The sequence below is a fragment of the Sediminibacter sp. Hel_I_10 genome (genome assembly GCF_000688335.1).
Classification (GTDB): Bacteria; Bacteroidota; Bacteroidia; order Flavobacteriales; family Flavobacteriaceae; genus Psychroserpens.
Window position 1 is genome coordinate 2,903,327 of record NZ_JHZX01000001.1, and the last position, 14,595, is coordinate 2,917,921.

At 39.6% G+C, this 14,595-nt stretch carries 15 protein-coding genes; 3 read left to right on the top strand and 12 right to left on the bottom strand.

Translation table 11 applies throughout. The features are described 5' to 3' along the window. The first annotated feature begins 2 nt into the window (after window positions 1–2). The gene (locus P176_RS0113115) at window positions 3–1,496 is read left to right on the top strand and encodes a TrkH family potassium uptake protein (protein ID WP_026755128.1); all 1,494 of its coding nucleotides are present in this window, start codon (window positions 3–5) and stop codon (window positions 1,494–1,496) included. 572 nt (window positions 1,497–2,068) lie between these two features. Here P176_RS0113115 and P176_RS0113120 read toward each other — a convergent pair. The 10 genes from P176_RS0113120 to P176_RS0113170 form a co-directional block, all read right to left on the bottom strand. Continuing rightward, window positions 2,069–2,665 (bottom strand): DUF6705 family protein, encoded by a 597-nt coding sequence (locus P176_RS0113120; RefSeq protein ID WP_369793772.1) that lies wholly within the window; start codon window positions 2,663–2,665, stop codon window positions 2,069–2,071. A gap of 6 nt (window positions 2,666–2,671) precedes the next feature. After that, a complete protein-coding gene (locus P176_RS0113125; protein WP_156033069.1) occupies window positions 2,672–3,010 on the bottom strand; it encodes a hypothetical protein in 339 nt (112 codons plus the stop codon). Between the two features lie 57 nt (window positions 3,011–3,067). Then, a complete protein-coding gene (locus tag P176_RS0113130) occupies window positions 3,068–3,406 on the bottom strand; it encodes a hypothetical protein (protein WP_156033071.1) in 339 nt (112 codons plus the stop codon). 146 nt (window positions 3,407–3,552) lie between these two features. Beyond that, the gene (locus P176_RS0113135; protein ID WP_156033073.1) at window positions 3,553–4,122 is read right to left on the bottom strand and encodes a DUF6705 family protein; all 570 of its coding nucleotides are present in this window, start codon (window positions 4,120–4,122) and stop codon (window positions 3,553–3,555) included. 10 nt (window positions 4,123–4,132) lie between these two features. After that, window positions 4,133–4,258, bottom strand: a complete 126-nt coding sequence (locus P176_RS20775; RefSeq protein ID WP_255327192.1) for a hypothetical protein — start codon at window positions 4,256–4,258, stop codon at window positions 4,133–4,135. A 33-nt stretch (window positions 4,259–4,291) separates the two neighbouring features. Beyond that, window positions 4,292–4,870, bottom strand: coding sequence for a hypothetical protein (locus P176_RS0113140; RefSeq protein ID WP_156033075.1), 579 nt, complete (start codon window positions 4,868–4,870; stop codon window positions 4,292–4,294). Window positions 4,871–5,032: 162 nt separating this feature from the next. Beyond that, window positions 5,033–5,635, bottom strand: a complete 603-nt coding sequence (locus P176_RS0113150) for a DUF6705 family protein (protein ID WP_156033076.1) — start codon at window positions 5,633–5,635, stop codon at window positions 5,033–5,035. A 6-nt stretch (window positions 5,636–5,641) separates the two neighbouring features. After that, window positions 5,642–6,493 carry a hypothetical protein gene (locus tag P176_RS0113155; RefSeq protein ID WP_156033078.1) on the bottom strand — a complete coding sequence of 284 codons (852 nt, stop codon included), beginning with the start codon at window positions 6,491–6,493 and terminating at the stop codon, window positions 5,642–5,644. A gap of 423 nt (window positions 6,494–6,916) precedes the next feature. Continuing rightward, entirely contained in the window at window positions 6,917–7,276 is a 360-nt protein-coding gene (locus P176_RS20435) for a hypothetical protein (RefSeq protein ID WP_156033080.1), read from the bottom strand. A gap of 260 nt (window positions 7,277–7,536) precedes the next feature. Further along, window positions 7,537–10,254: a T9SS type B sorting domain-containing protein gene (locus tag P176_RS0113170; RefSeq protein ID WP_026755137.1), complete on the bottom strand. Its 2,718-nt coding sequence runs from the start codon at window positions 10,252–10,254 to the stop codon at window positions 7,537–7,539. A gap of 480 nt (window positions 10,255–10,734) precedes the next feature. Between P176_RS0113170 and P176_RS0113175 the strand changes: the two genes are divergently transcribed. Continuing rightward, entirely contained in the window at window positions 10,735–11,001 is a 267-nt protein-coding gene (locus P176_RS0113175) for a hypothetical protein (protein ID WP_156033082.1), read from the top strand. 496 nt (window positions 11,002–11,497) lie between these two features. Here the strand turns inward: P176_RS0113175 and P176_RS0113180 are convergent, their stop codons facing one another. Together P176_RS0113180 and P176_RS0113185 are read right to left on the bottom strand one after the other, a co-directional pair. Next, on the bottom strand, window positions 11,498–12,682 hold the full coding sequence (locus P176_RS0113180) for a pyridoxal phosphate-dependent aminotransferase (protein WP_026755139.1): 1,185 nt from the start codon (window positions 12,680–12,682) through the stop codon (window positions 11,498–11,500). Window positions 12,683–12,704: 22 nt separating this feature from the next. Further along, window positions 12,705–13,808, bottom strand: coding sequence for an acyl-CoA desaturase (locus P176_RS0113185; RefSeq protein ID WP_026755140.1), 1,104 nt, complete (start codon window positions 13,806–13,808; stop codon window positions 12,705–12,707). Window positions 13,809–13,950: 142 nt separating this feature from the next. Here P176_RS0113185 and rsmG point away from each other — a divergent pair, with 142 nt between their 5' ends. Continuing rightward, the gene (gene rsmG, locus P176_RS0113190) at window positions 13,951–14,580 is read left to right on the top strand and encodes a 16S rRNA (guanine(527)-N(7))-methyltransferase RsmG (RefSeq protein WP_026755141.1); all 630 of its coding nucleotides are present in this window, start codon (window positions 13,951–13,953) and stop codon (window positions 14,578–14,580) included. The last annotated feature ends 15 nt before the right edge of the window (window positions 14,581–14,595 follow it).

Consider the following 14,595-nt stretch of genomic DNA (forward strand, 5'->3'; position numbering starts at 1 on the left):
AGATGAAAATTAATTTCAAGATCGTCTTTCATTTGTTCGGACTCCTGTTTCTTTTTAACGGAGGGTTCATGTTATTGTCCACCTTGATCAGCTTCATCTATCAAGATGGTGTCACCATGAGGCTCTTATTGGCAGGATCTATAGTCTCTGGATTGGGCGGGTTGATCATGTATTTGACTAAAAATCACAGAAAGGAACTTAATAAACGTGAAGGTTATATCGTGGTGGCCTTTGGCTGGATCGTCATGTCGTTATCGGGAACGCTACCTTATATCATAACTCAGGCCATTCCTAGTTTTACAGATGCCTTTTTTGAGACCATGTCTGGTTATACCACTACAGGTGCTACCATTTTGAACGATATTGAAATTGTGCCTGAAGGGGTGTTATTTTGGCGAAGTTTAACCCATTGGATTGGGGGGATGGGGATTATCGTTTTGGCCATTGCCATTTTACCATTGCTTGGTATTGGTGGGATGCAGTTATTTGCTGCAGAAGCTCCTGGGCCTAATGCCGATAAGTTACATCCTAGAATTACCGACACCGCAAAACGCTTATGGTTGATCTATTTTGCATATACCGCAGCAGAGACCATTTTACTACAGTTTGCAGGAATGTCCTTTTTTGATGCCATCAACCATTCGCTATGTACCTTAAGTACTGGTGGATTTTCTACAAAAAATGCTAGTGTTGCTTATTGGAACGGGCAACCACTTATTCAATATATCATTATTGTTTTTATGTTCTTGGCAGGAACCAATTTCATCCTCAGTTACTTTGCCTTTAAAGGCCGAATTCAAAAAGCCATTAATGATGAAGAGTTTAGATGGTACTTGCGCTTTATCGTGATGTTTACCATTATTACGGCTGCGATCATTTACTTTAACGCAGATTTTGCGATATCATCTATAGATCATCCCCAAATCTACGGCAAGGCAGAAGCTGCTTTTAGACATGCACTGTTTCAAGTCATTTCTGTAATCACAACGACAGGTTTTGTAACTGCCGACTTTACGCTATGGACGCCTTTTTTATTGGTCTTTTTCTTTGGGCTCATGTTTTTGGGTGGATCTGCAGGAAGTACTTCGGGAGGGGTGAAGGTCGTAAGGCATATGATTTTGATCAAAAATGGGTTTTTAGAGTTTAGACGCGCCTTGCATCCTAACGCTATTTTGCCCGTTCGTTATAATGACCGTGCTATTAGTGGAGATATTGTGTTTAATATTCTTGGCTTTTTTATTTTATACATGCTCTCTTTTATCATTGGAGCCTTAGTGTTTTCGATGTTTCAAATAGATTTTGAATCGGCTGTAGGTCTTTCTGCTTCTAGCTTAGGTAATGTAGGACCAGCATTGGGTAATTTTAGTCCGGTTAATAATTATGCCGCATTGCCCGCTTTGGGTAAATGGTGGGCTGCTTTTTTAATGTTAATCGGCCGTTTGGAATTGTTTACGGTTTTAATATTGTTATCGCCGTTCTTTTGGAGAAATCGTTAAATTAAATTTCTTTTTTAGCCTCTTTTTCTTGTTTTGTCTAGAGAAGAGTTATAACGTATTTTCGCGGCAAATTCATTTATCACAGTATTGCTAGGTTTTATTTAAATTCTTTAAGGCTAATTACTTTTTAATGCTTTTGATCCTCGTAAAATTCGCTATCCTGCTTGAGCTAATAATATCTTTTTTGGGTTAGTTTTAGTTATATGAATAGTACCATAACCTAACTAAAAGCCTTTGTTGAAAAAATATATTAGTGTCCTAATTAAGGGTGAATGAATCAGCGTTCTCTTTATGTATACTAAGTAAATCCCTGAGAAAATCTTTTCTTTTGTAAGTATTATTTTGAATGTGCGTATGGTCTGCTCACTTGCCAAGTCGTATAACCTCAGGGCGCAGGCCTTATAAATTTGACCTATGGCCTTTAGGTCTAACATGAGAATATCTTATAGGTCCCGTTGGGATGAGTATAGTTCTAGCGACCCAAGTATTACCATACTTGAACTTTGACTGTGTCTGGCATATATACCCCGCCAGTATTTCAGGTATCGACAATATACGTTTAAAATACAATCCTACTGCTTGATAAAGATATACGTCCCAGCGGGTACCCTCATGCTAAAATAAGCGGGAGGGTCATCTTCGTGGTAAACGTAAGGTCCACCTCCCATGATATATCCCCTAAGGGCCTCTTGGCCGTTTACCGTGATTTTTTTCAGTGTCAAGCTACCAGCTAATTCCCGTTCATCATCTGAAATTGTAAAACTGACCCTTCTCTCATTAGGCATGCAGTCGTCACAGTTTGGCTTTTTATTGTTTTTTATAATAAGTGAGCCTCCAATACCAGAAGTGGTTACCTCAGTATTGGCAAGCGTATTTACTAACTCAGTGCCGTTTTCAATGTATTGGTACTCGCCCTTGAGGTAATCCTCGTAGATTATACCCGCATCGCCCATTTCATGTTTGGTAATAACGATCTTAAGGGAGGTGTTGCCATCGGTATGAATCCATGTCCCGACAAAGGGATCCAAGTAGTTGTTGATATCTTTGTAGTATGCACCCTGTACGATATTCCTAAAATCCTTGTCCTCAAGGTCGATTATAGGAGATTGTGCATTTATAAAAGGCATAAATACTAAAAGAGCTGCGTTAATAAATATAAATTTCATCATGTTTTTCTAATTACAGGGGTTCTCAAATACTGAGTTCAATGCTGGGTTATATTCCAGTTCTTTCCAATTGCTCAAATCATTCTCTGCCTTAAAAAGCTTAATGCCATGGCCGGAAAATTCGGATAAAAATTCTGCTTCGTTGTCTCCACCATAACTTAGATTTTGTGCATCTACTAAGACCTCAATTATCTTTTCTAATGAAGATGATTGGTTTAGGGTCTTAACTAAGGTAACAATATTAAACAAATCACTGCTTAAGGCAGCATTGAGTGCCTCTATATCTTCAATCACCAGGGCATATACGCTGGCCTCGGCACTAATGTTGTTTTCCTTGCCCACCATCATAAAAGTGACCTCATTCTTAACGTCTGGTACGGCGTTGTTATAGAGGTTGGCCAGTACCTAGACATCAGCCCAAGTAAACATTGGGAAGCCCCCAAAGGTAGGGTGGGTGTGCGCTGCACCGTAGGTGTCGCCACCGGAGGTTATAGGCACGTTGGGCGTGTTGGTGGGCGGGATATCTGCATTGGTGTAAGTGCCGTTATTCTTTTTGAACAACACACCTACCTCGCCGTTTGGATTTACGGCATTTTTGAGGTTCTCTAACTCTGGTACGATATCGGCCTTGTTGGGGTCAAGCATATCCTTGAGATTTTCGCAGTTCTGTTCTGTGACGCATACATCCATGTTACCACCGTTTTCAACACACTCACAAACCTCATGCCCATGCCCACCGAGCATACAAATCTCATAGGGGTCTAACTGGCAGTCGCCATTAAGGTCGCCGCGGATGCGTTGTAGGCACTCCTCTGGGCGTATGGCCACGGCCACTGAAGGCAGGTCGGCCGGGTCTGGCAGGTAGAACAAATAGCGAAATAATGTTAAATCTAATTTATTTTAGTTAAAGTTATGTTTGTCGGTAGTTGAAATCCCAGATTGTTCGTTGGAGGGTCGTTGGGAGTTCTTACTCCGCTTGACCCGATAGGATCTTGTAAGGTCATCGTTGCGGTACCGTTGCTGTTGAGTATAAATTCTCCCACCTTGTATTTTTCGCTTATCACATCCGTGATTTGGATATGGAAAGTATTCGCTGATTTATAGCCAACATAGATTTTGGGCTGATCCTGAATTGAATTTGCTATTGTAGTGACCTCGGCCATTATTGACCCATCTTCTATAAATTTATACTTACCGAAAATGTCATCCCAGTAAATAATAGAGCCAGAATATAATGGATTTTGTTCGAACTCCTGCAAGGTTATCTCGAAAGAGGAGTTTCCACTTTCCCAACGCCAAACACCCACGATCTGGTCGTGAATGTTATTAGTGTCTTTTACATAGTAACTGTCTGCCGTTCTGTTTTCTGGTTCTGTTTCAAGCGAATAAATGGTTTGAGCTTTGCAACCAAAAAATACCATCATCATCAAAATTTTCAAGAACATTCGTTGTGACTTCATATAAATTATTTTAATTACAATTCTTTTCATTAACTGAACCATCGTTTCTCAATTTTAATTGCGCCCAATCATCAAAATCATTCGTGTTTCCTTTATATAATGCCAGACCTAAATCGAGATTATCTATTAAGTTCAAAAATCTTTGCTCATTTAAAATGACTGAAATATTTTAATTTATGTTGTATTTCTGCAGGAATAAGCCAGATAATGCGTCTTCATTGGATAGAAAGAGTGCGCCTTTTTCTTGAAATTTTTGCACATCGGAAATGGTCAAAGCATAGAGTGTGTCATCATTCGTGGTGGCATTGCTGTTGCCCGTTGTGGTAACGTACATGATAAATGTACCAGTGTCGTTGATGAGATTGTTGTGGTACCATGTCCAAAGGGAGTATAGATCTCCAGGAGAAAGAACAGGCAAGGCACCTGCAAAATGATTGTGTATTGCTGAATCGGCTGGATTTTGGATGGTATGGTTTGGTATGCCGTGTTCATTTGGTTCTCCTTCTATTCTATCTCCACTGGAATAATTCATATTGCCAGTATTACCTATATTGCCGTAGTATAATATTTCAGTGTTTCCTGTTGTTGCGGTTCTAAGTTCCTGCATGCGGATTGTCCAATTCCCATTATTAGCTATTTGGTTTAACTGGTTACATCTTCTATTGCGCTCATCATCTTCGATGCAGACTTCCAGGTTACTCCCGCTCTCCACACACTCACAAACCTCATGCCCATGCCCAGTGAGCATACAGGTCTCGTAGGGGTCTAGCTGGCAATCGCCATTGAGGTCGCCCGGGATGCGTTGTACGAATCCTCTGGGCGTATGGCCACCGCCACCGAGGGCAGGTCGGCTGGGTTGGGCATTGAGTCCCCGCTGGCACTGGTGGTATTGCGTTGCATTTTTTAAGATTTAATCCTCCTGTTTCATAAAAATATAGGTGCCATCAGGGACGTTCATGCTAAAATAGGGTGGTGGATTATCTTCGTGATAAACTGTTGGATTACCACCAAAAATAAAACCTCTTAGCCCTTCTTCCCCGTTGACCGTTATCTGCTTTAAAGTAAAAGTGGCGGCCAGTTCCCTTTCATAATCTGAAATTATAAGGCTTACCCGCCTTTCATTTTCTGTACAATCATTACAATTGGGCTTTTTGTTGTTTCTTATAATATGTGAGCCCCCGAAACCTGAGGTCGTGACCTCGGTATTGGCAAGCGTATTTACTAACTCAGTGCCGTTTTCAATGTATTGGTACTCGCCCTTGAGGTAATCCTCGTAGATTATACCCGCATCGCCCATTTCATGTTTGGTAATAACGATCTTAAGGGAGGTGTTGCCATCGGTATGAATCCATGTCCCGACAAAGGGATCCAAGTAGTTGTTGATATCTTTGTAGTATGCACCCTGTACGATATTCCTAAAATCCTTGTCCTCAAGGTCGATTATAGGAGATTGTGCATTTATAAAAGGCATAAATACTAAAAGAGCTGCGTTAATAAATATAAATTTCATCATGTTTTTCTAATTACAGGGGTTCTCAAATACTGAGTTCAATGCTGGGTTATATTCCAGTTCTTTCCAATTGCTCAAATCATTCTCTGCCTTAAAAAGCTTAATGCCATGGCCGGAAAATTCGGATAAAAATTCTGCTTCGTTGTCTCCACCATAACTTAGATTTTGTGCATCTACTAAGACCTCAATTATCTTTTCTAATGAAGATGATTGGTTTAGGGTCTTACCTAAGGTAACAATATTAAACAAATCACTGCTTAAGGCAGCATTGAGTGCCTCTATATCTTCAATCACCAGGGCATATACGCTGGCCTCGGCACTAAGGTTGGTCTCCTTGCCCACCATCATAAAAGTGACCTCATTCTTAACGTCTGTTGCGGCGTTGTTATAGAGGTTGGCCAGTACATAGACATCCGCCCAAGTAAACATTGGGAAGCCCCCAAAAGTAGGGTGTGTGTGCGCTGCACCGTAGGTGTCGCCACCGGAGGTTATAGGCACGTTGGGCGTGTTGGTGGGCGGGATATCTGCATTGGTGTAAGTGCCGTTATTCTTTTTGAACAACACACCTACCTCGCCGTTTGGGTTTACGGCATTTTTGAGGTTCTCTAACTCTGGTACGATATCGGCCTTGTTGGGGTCAAGCATATCCTTGAGTTTTTCGCAGTTCTGTTCTGTGACGCATACATCCATGTTACCACCATTTTCGACACACTCACAAACATCATGCCCATGCCCACCGAGCATACAAACCTCATAGGCGTCGAGCTGGCAGTCGCCGTCAAGGTCGCCAGGGATGCGCTGCACGCACTCCTCTGGGCGTATGGCCACGGCTACCGAGGGCAGGTCGGCCGGGTCGGGCATAGATACCCCACCCGTTCCACCGCTGTCCCCGGGCCAGTCTACCTCGTTGGGGTTGTACTCCTGGCAGTAGTAATAGGGGATATCGGCATAATATCCAGGGCTGGAACAATCTCTGCAACCTCCTGGATAATGAGGAGGTTCTGCACATCCACACATAACAGTTATAGTCTCGTAGAATATGCCCACGATACCGCCGCAATCGCTGGGGTAGTAGGGCGAGGCGTTGGAGGGTGTGCCGCCACCGCTGCCGGGGCTGAAATCGGGTACGCCGCTATAGATGACGCCCTCTTCAAAGGCATCATCGTGTACGGTATATTGGGTGAGGGTATTGACACGGGCGGACTGTACCTCGCCCTCGTAAAGGCCGGCCTTGGTGTCCATCCAACGGGTGGTGGGGCTATACTTTGTGGCGAACATCCCGTTTCAGCGCCCGTTGGACTCGATAGTAAGATTATAGAATACCGCAGGGTCGCGGCCGCCCGGCAGATCCATGGTATAGGAGGTGTAACTGCCCCCGGTATATTGCTTAATGATATCGGTGGATACGGTAAGCCCCAAGGTGTCCATAGTGCCTCTGGCCTGCTGCAACCCATTGGGATTGTCGGGGCTCAAATTGGAGGAAAGCCCCAGTTGTTCCATCAAATCTTGGAAGTCGGCACCAGCCTGCTCCAGTGTAAGTGTCTTTACGCTAATTTCACTATTGGCCGTCTCAGTGCTATCTTCTAAGGGTACGGTCTCGTCCTTTTGGCAGCTGGTAAGCACCAACATAACGAGCATTGGCATGAGATATCGTTTTAGGAATGTTTTGGTTTGACTGTATCTGGACATTGGAAGGGTCTATGTTGTTCAACATGCAACGGCTTCGCAGTGATGACTCTCAAATTAGTTTAAATTTGCCAAAACAATGTTAAAAAGATTGTTAAAAATAGGTGTATTTTCATCGTAAAATTACGGTTTTTCCGTAGTTTCCAATATGGTTAAGGGCTGTGACGGTAATTATTTTGTGATTTGAAATTGTAGCTATAGAGCTATCTACTGTTAGTTTACCGAATTATGCTAAAATGCCCAGTGTGTTTGAAAGGGTTGCCGTCGGCATCAACCAATGTTACGACGTACCAATAATCATAGGCTGGAAGCATTTGGTTGTTGTAGGTGCCATCCCAACCGATTTGATTGGTGTTGATGTCCATTGAGTAAAGGAGTTTGCCGTATCTATTGAATATTTGAGTATTGGCGCTCTTGTATAATTCTCTGGAAATACCTTCAACTTGCCAAACATCATTGATGCCATCGTTGTTGGGAGTAATGTATTTTGGTAGCCCGATAAAGGATATTGATTTTTTTATGGGTGTCTCACAATTTTCAACATCCCTCACATACACATCATACACGCCAGGCTCTACATTAAAAAAAGTATGGCTTAAACCTTGACCAAAAAAAGTGACATTATCCAGTGAAAACTCATAAGAGCTTTCACCTGTTACGGTGACTGAGATAAGAGCGTTATTTGCCATAAGTTCCACAAAGTTAGGTTGCCCGCTTTGCTCGACAGTAAACTCCTTTGTTCTTGAGCATTCAATGCCATTCTCTAATTTATAGCCAGTAATTGAAAAGTTACCTATCTCGTCAACGGTGAAATATTGTTGTGTTGAAATAACTTCATTGAGGTTATTTTTCCATTCCCATGAATCATAGATAATGCCACCATTGAGTATGATTTCCTCTTGCAAATTAGAATCGCAAATGGTATAATTATCTTCAATGTCCAGGTATAGATTTGAGCCCACTTGTAGGTTAAAGCTTCCTATGCCACCGCAGGAACCATCACTTGCCTCAACCCTTACCCAGATCGTTGATGAAGGAGCATTGTACTCATCTTCTATTGGGTTTGTTTCAGTTTGCGCATCCTGTAAGGAGGCAAAAAATGTAACGATCGAGTCTTCGGGTATGTTAAAAATATTTTTAATTTGATTGCGCTTGGGTCTTAAATCAAAACGGCCTATAGCGTTTTCATGAACACCATCGCTACCCTCACAGACCACTAATCGAGGTATGTTCTCTAACTGTAGATAGGAAGATTCAAGAATAAAACTACTTATGGATTCACATCCCTTTGGATCTTTAACCACGACAAATATTTCTTCATAATTGGTTGAGTTTTGATATGCTTGGGCGTTGGATATTTGATTTTCTTGATTCGTAGCATCTTCCAAAGATTGAAAAAAACTTAGTTCAAATTCTGTACTCTCATTATCTTCAATATAGCTTTCAAAACTGAAAAGATTAAAAAAGGAAATGCCATCATTATCCAAATCGCATTGGGTTATTGTGATATCACTAGGAACTTCTGGGAGTGGATAAACATTGATTTTTTTATAAAGTGTGGTCAATTTGCCATTTATTTCTGCGGATGCTTTTACAATATATTCACCAGCGCTACTAAATTGGTGACTAGGCGCCGTAATATTGGAGGTGTTGTTATCCCCAAACTCCCAAAAGACCGATTCTACCTCAGCATAGGCATTGATTTCAAAATCAACCGCTTGAGATACACATCTGTTTTCTGTTATAATTCGATTTTCAAAATAGGATTGCACAAAATTGGGAAGTCCTCTATAGGATGCCTCGGGGCTCAAATCGAAGACCCATTCCTCAAATTCGCAATTTGTTGCTCCTACCTGATTGGGCTTATTGATAACGCTTAAGTAATTCGCCGTTTCTGCAGCAGGGTCGGTTGAATAATTTGCTAGATATATCCTGCCATCTAAACCGAGTTGAAGCGCTCCATAGGAATAAAAGACAGAGTTGGCAATTGTAATCTTATCATTATTGGTGGCCGGATTGTAGAGGTCGAATTGAAATAGTTTATAATTTATCGAGTTGTTAGAGGATGTAAAATATAATATTTCAGAATTTGGAGAAAATTCAAGAGCGTATGGAAACATATCTCCTCCACCAAATTGGCTAGTGTTAATCTGTTTGAAATAGCTTACACTATCGGTACTTGCATTTAGAGAAAAAATATAAATTCTTCTTTGACCTCCATCTGCTATTGCCAATAATTCACCGTCAGGCGATACTTTCATTGCACCAGAATTAGCAAGATTAACATAAGCTTCATCAATTTCAACAGAAGATGAAACTGATACTCCTGATCCAGTAACGTTAAAGAATGTAAGTGTGTCTATAGGTGCATTTACATCTACTGGCTGACCAAATACGTTCTCATAAGGTTCCTGTCCGAAGGCTATGATTTTATAGATATCTTCTTCTGGTAAGTAAATGCCCGTAATCTTCTCGGTAGAGGTATTGATTAGCGAAACATTCTTTTCGGTTATCTCGCCCAGTGGATTTTCAGTAGTGAACTCAACAACTGAATAACTTACTCCTGGTGAGAAAAAATTGCCTACTTCATCTCTTGTGGTAAATATGTAATAAATAGTCGTGTCTTCTGGGTTTGGAACTATGATCGAGGACTGGATGCTTTCCGTTTTACCGTGAAGATCGTTGCCATTGATCATAATTTGATGCTCACTGTTCCAGACGGTTTCGCCATTGGTGTAAAACAAAAGATTTCCGTTAGTATCTGACATGCTCGCGCAGCCGGCCTCGGAAATCAAAGAGCCATCATAGCGCACATTGACATTGCCCTCGTCAAAACTGATACCAGCGGCATTTCCAAAATACCAGTTAGCTGTCTCGTTTTGCGAAAAAAGGCTGTTTACTGATAATAGAATTAAAATTAAGAAGTTTCTAAGCATTTATAAACAGATGTGATTATCCCAAATTGAATATGTAAATTAAGAATCATAAATAACATATGTTTTTCTGTCATTTAATTATTCACAGAATCTAATCCATCAAATATTTAATTGTGAACAATTGCAGATATTTTCAAAGTTTTTAAACTCTTGCTGTTCTTAACGAAAAATTGTAAAATAATATAATTTTGACCTGATTCTTTGAAACAATAATTATTTCAATTTGATATTTTATTTATAAAGGTAATAAAATAAAGCTGTTTTAATACATTATTATTTTCAGCTAACTATTTAACTATCATAATCGCCTAATTAAATTAGTGTCATTCTAGTGGGCTTAGAATTAAATAAGAAAAAGACACCAGTATCTACAATAGCTTCATTGCTTTTAAACTTGGTTGTTAGCGGTTTTAAAAAATCGTTTGTAACAAATTAATGAGATATCCGTCGTATAGATGTAATCAACTAAATCAATTAATCATGAATATCGTTCTAACATCTCCGTCTCAAACTATTTCAAAAGCTAGTTTTTCAAACCTTAGTGCTGCGCCTAAAATAAATCGTCCTGAGGGCTTGTTGAATTCTAACTACAAAGCTATCGTAAAGGACAATTACGATAAGATGTCTTCTAAATCCATCTTTGGGATTAGACAAAAAATTAAAAGTAGCCAATATCAAATTGCAACACGCATGGATACTATAATTAAACTATCTGTGTTTGTTATTGTTTTAGCGTTCGCACTTTAAACAGGTCATCCCATAGGTTATCCTTGATCCTTAACTGATAACATAATGTTTATCTTTTAGTATTCTGGTCTATTGACAGATAATGCTTCTGTCTATAACTGCTGTTCTTAGACTTTATAATTTCTGAATGATCAGATATAAATTTCTTCGTCATGAGCTCCTTAGGAAGTATGAATACCACATTAAAAAATAATAGGGCTTTATTGCTAAACTCTCGTAAGCGTAAACCTTTCAGTAGCGCTCTTGGTGGTTATTCTAGAGAATATACTTATAGAAGATATGTGCATCCAGAAATCTTTCCCCATGTGTTAAGACGCATTCGGTTAAAGATGAAACGGCAAAACAGAAGGCTCTTTAGATTAAAATTATGTGTAGCGTCCTTCGTTTTGGGAATTGCTTTTTATCTGCTTTATCAGTTACATTTCTAAAAACAAAAAGACCTGTCGGTTATAGGCCAAGACAGGTCTTTTTTTAATATAATAAAGTGAAGTGTTTTTTATCGTAATGCTTCTGTAATGCGCTTCATGGCTTCAATGATTTGCTCCTTAGATGCAGCATAAGACAGTCTTATACAATTAGGGTTTCCAAAGGCTTCTCCTGTAACGGTAGCAACAAGAGCATGTTCTAATAAGAATAACGAAAAGTCTGTTGCGTTATTAATAGTTTCTCCTTTCAATGTTTTTCCGAAGTAAAAAGAAATATCTGGAAATACGTAAAAAGCACCTTCTGGCTCGTTGGTTTTAAATCCTTCAATATCATTGAGCAATCCTAAAATCAATTGGCGACGTTCTTTAAATTGGTCTACCATATACTGTACTCGAGATGGTGGCTCATTTAAAGCGGTAATGACTGCGCGTTGGGCGATACAGTTGGCGCCACTAGTAATTTGACCTTGCATTTTATTACAGGCTCTAGCAATTTTTTCAGGAGCACCAATGTAACCAATACGCCAGCCGGTCATTGCGAAAGCTTTAGATACACCATTCACAGTTACTGTTCGATCATACATGTCATCAAACTGAGCCATGCTTTCATGCCCACCCACAAAGTTAATGTGCTCATAGATTTCATCTGAAACCACAATTACGTCAGGATATTTTTTAAGTACATCTGCTAAGGCTCTTAATTCCGATTTACTGTAAACGGAGCCACTTGGATTGCATGGAGAACTGTACCAAATCATTTTGGTCTTTGGCGTAATAGCGGCCTCTAATTGCGCAGGTGTCAATTTAAAATCACTATCTATTGACGTTTGAACTTCTACGGGTACGCCTTCATTTAGTTTTACGATGTCACTGTAACTTACCCAATAAGGACAAGGTAAAATGACTTCATCCCCTTTATTAATGAGCACTGCTGCAATATTTGCTAAAGATTGTTTTGCGCCTGTGGATACCACTATCTGTGGTCTTGTATAGGTAAGATTGTTGTCACGTTTAAACTTTGTGATGATGGCATCTTTCAACTCGGTATACCCATCTACTGGGGTGTAAGCACTGTAATTGTCATCGATGGCCTGCTTTGCAGCATCTTTAATGAAATCGGGTGTGTTGAAATCTGGCTCACCTAAACTTAAGCCTATGATGTCTTTTCCTTCCTCTCTTAATTCTCTTGCTTTAGCGGCCATAGCTAGGGTAGCAGAGGTCGCCATATTTAAAACGCGTTCTGAAAGTTGTGTCATTTAATAACTATTGATTGATGGTTTATGCTGGCAGAGCTGCAGGCTTCATTCCCATTTCTTTTAAAAACCTGAAATGAGCTGCAATTGCTTTCCTAGTCGTTTCGTATTCTTTGTAAGGTAAGTTAAACTCATTAGCTGTTTCTCTCACAATCTTAGAGATCTTACCGTAATGAATATGACTAATGTGTGGGAAAATATGATGTTCTACTTGATGATTAAGACCACCAGTATACCAATTTACAATTTTGTTGTTAGCTCCAAAATTAATCGTTGTTTTCAATTGGTGAATGGCCCAAGTATTTTTCATGGTACCGTCTTTTTCAGGTAATGGCATTTCAGCATCATCCATAACGTGAGCGAGTTGGAATACAACACTTAAAATTAAACCAGCAACATAATGCATAATAAAAAAGCCTAAGAGTATTTTCCACCAAGCAATATCTAAAACAATCATCGGTAATACAATCCAAAGAGATACATAAATCACTTTAGAAATCACCAACTTGCTCCAATTTGCAACTGGATTTGGCATTTTTCCGTAAGATAATTTACGTTTCATATACCTCGTCATCTGCTTCCAATCAGTCGTAATTGCCCAATTAATGGTTAATAAACCGTAAAGCAATACAGAGTAGTAATGTTGAAATTTATGATGTTTATGCCATTCGGCGTGCTTAGAAAAACGTAAAACCCGACCAGCTTCTAAATCTTCATCGTGGCCATGAATATTGGTGTAGGTATGGTGCAAGACATTGTGTTGTACCTTCCAGTTGTAAACATTTCCTGCTAAAATATAGATGCTGCTTCCCATTAATCTATTTACCCATTCTTTATTAGAGAATGAGCCGTGGTTGCCATCATGCATCACGTTCATGCCAACACCAGCCATACCAATCCCCATAACAATAGTAAGTAACAATTGTGCCCATCCTGGGATTTCAAGCGTCATGATTAGAAAGTACGGTGCGAGAAATATAGAGAACATGATCAAGGTCTTCACCCATAGCTTCCAGTTCCCCGTTCTTTTAATGTTATTTTCTTTAAAATAATCGTTGACGCGTTTATTAAGCGTTCTAAAAAACTTTGCGGAATCTGTTCTTGAAAAGGATAAGGTTTGCTTTGACATAAAAATATGTTTTAAGACTAACGCTGTAGCGCGAGAAATCATATCGAATAACAAAGATAATTAATAATTACTCGGTCTGCGTTAATTATAATGCAAAAATAAACAAAGGGAAATGCCTATTTTTGCTCAAAATTTAGAGCCAATGCAACGTATTCTCCATTATTTTCCAGAATTGACCGATACTCAAGTTACCCAATTTGAACAATTAGAAACGCTTTATCAAGATTGGAATTTAAAAATTAATGTGGTTTCTAGAAAGGATATTGATGAGTTGTATCTACGTCATGTGTTGCATTCTTTGGGTATAGCCAAGTTTATTTCTTTTAGACCTGGTACACGAATTTTAGATGTTGGTACTGGAGGAGGATTTCCGGGAGTGCCATTGGCTATTTTATTTCCCGAATGTCAATTTCACCTTGTAGATAGTATTGCAAAAAAGCTAAAAGTAGTAGATGAGGTTGTGGCAGGTCTAGGGTTAACAAACGTAAAAACCACCCACAGTAGAGTTGAGGATATTAATGAGCAATTCGATTTCATAGTGAGCAGAGCAGTGGCGACCATGCCTACTTTTGTGCATTGGGTTAAAGGGAAGATCTCGAAAGCTCAGAATAATGATTTAAAAAACGGCATTCTTTATTTAAAGGGTGGTGACTTAAAAGAGGAGTTGGCAACCTACCAAACGGCCACAATTTATGATCTCACTACTGTTTTTGAAGAGCCCTTTTTCGAAACCAAAAAGGTAGTACATCTTCCTATAAAATATAGAGGATAATATCAGGGTTTTAGA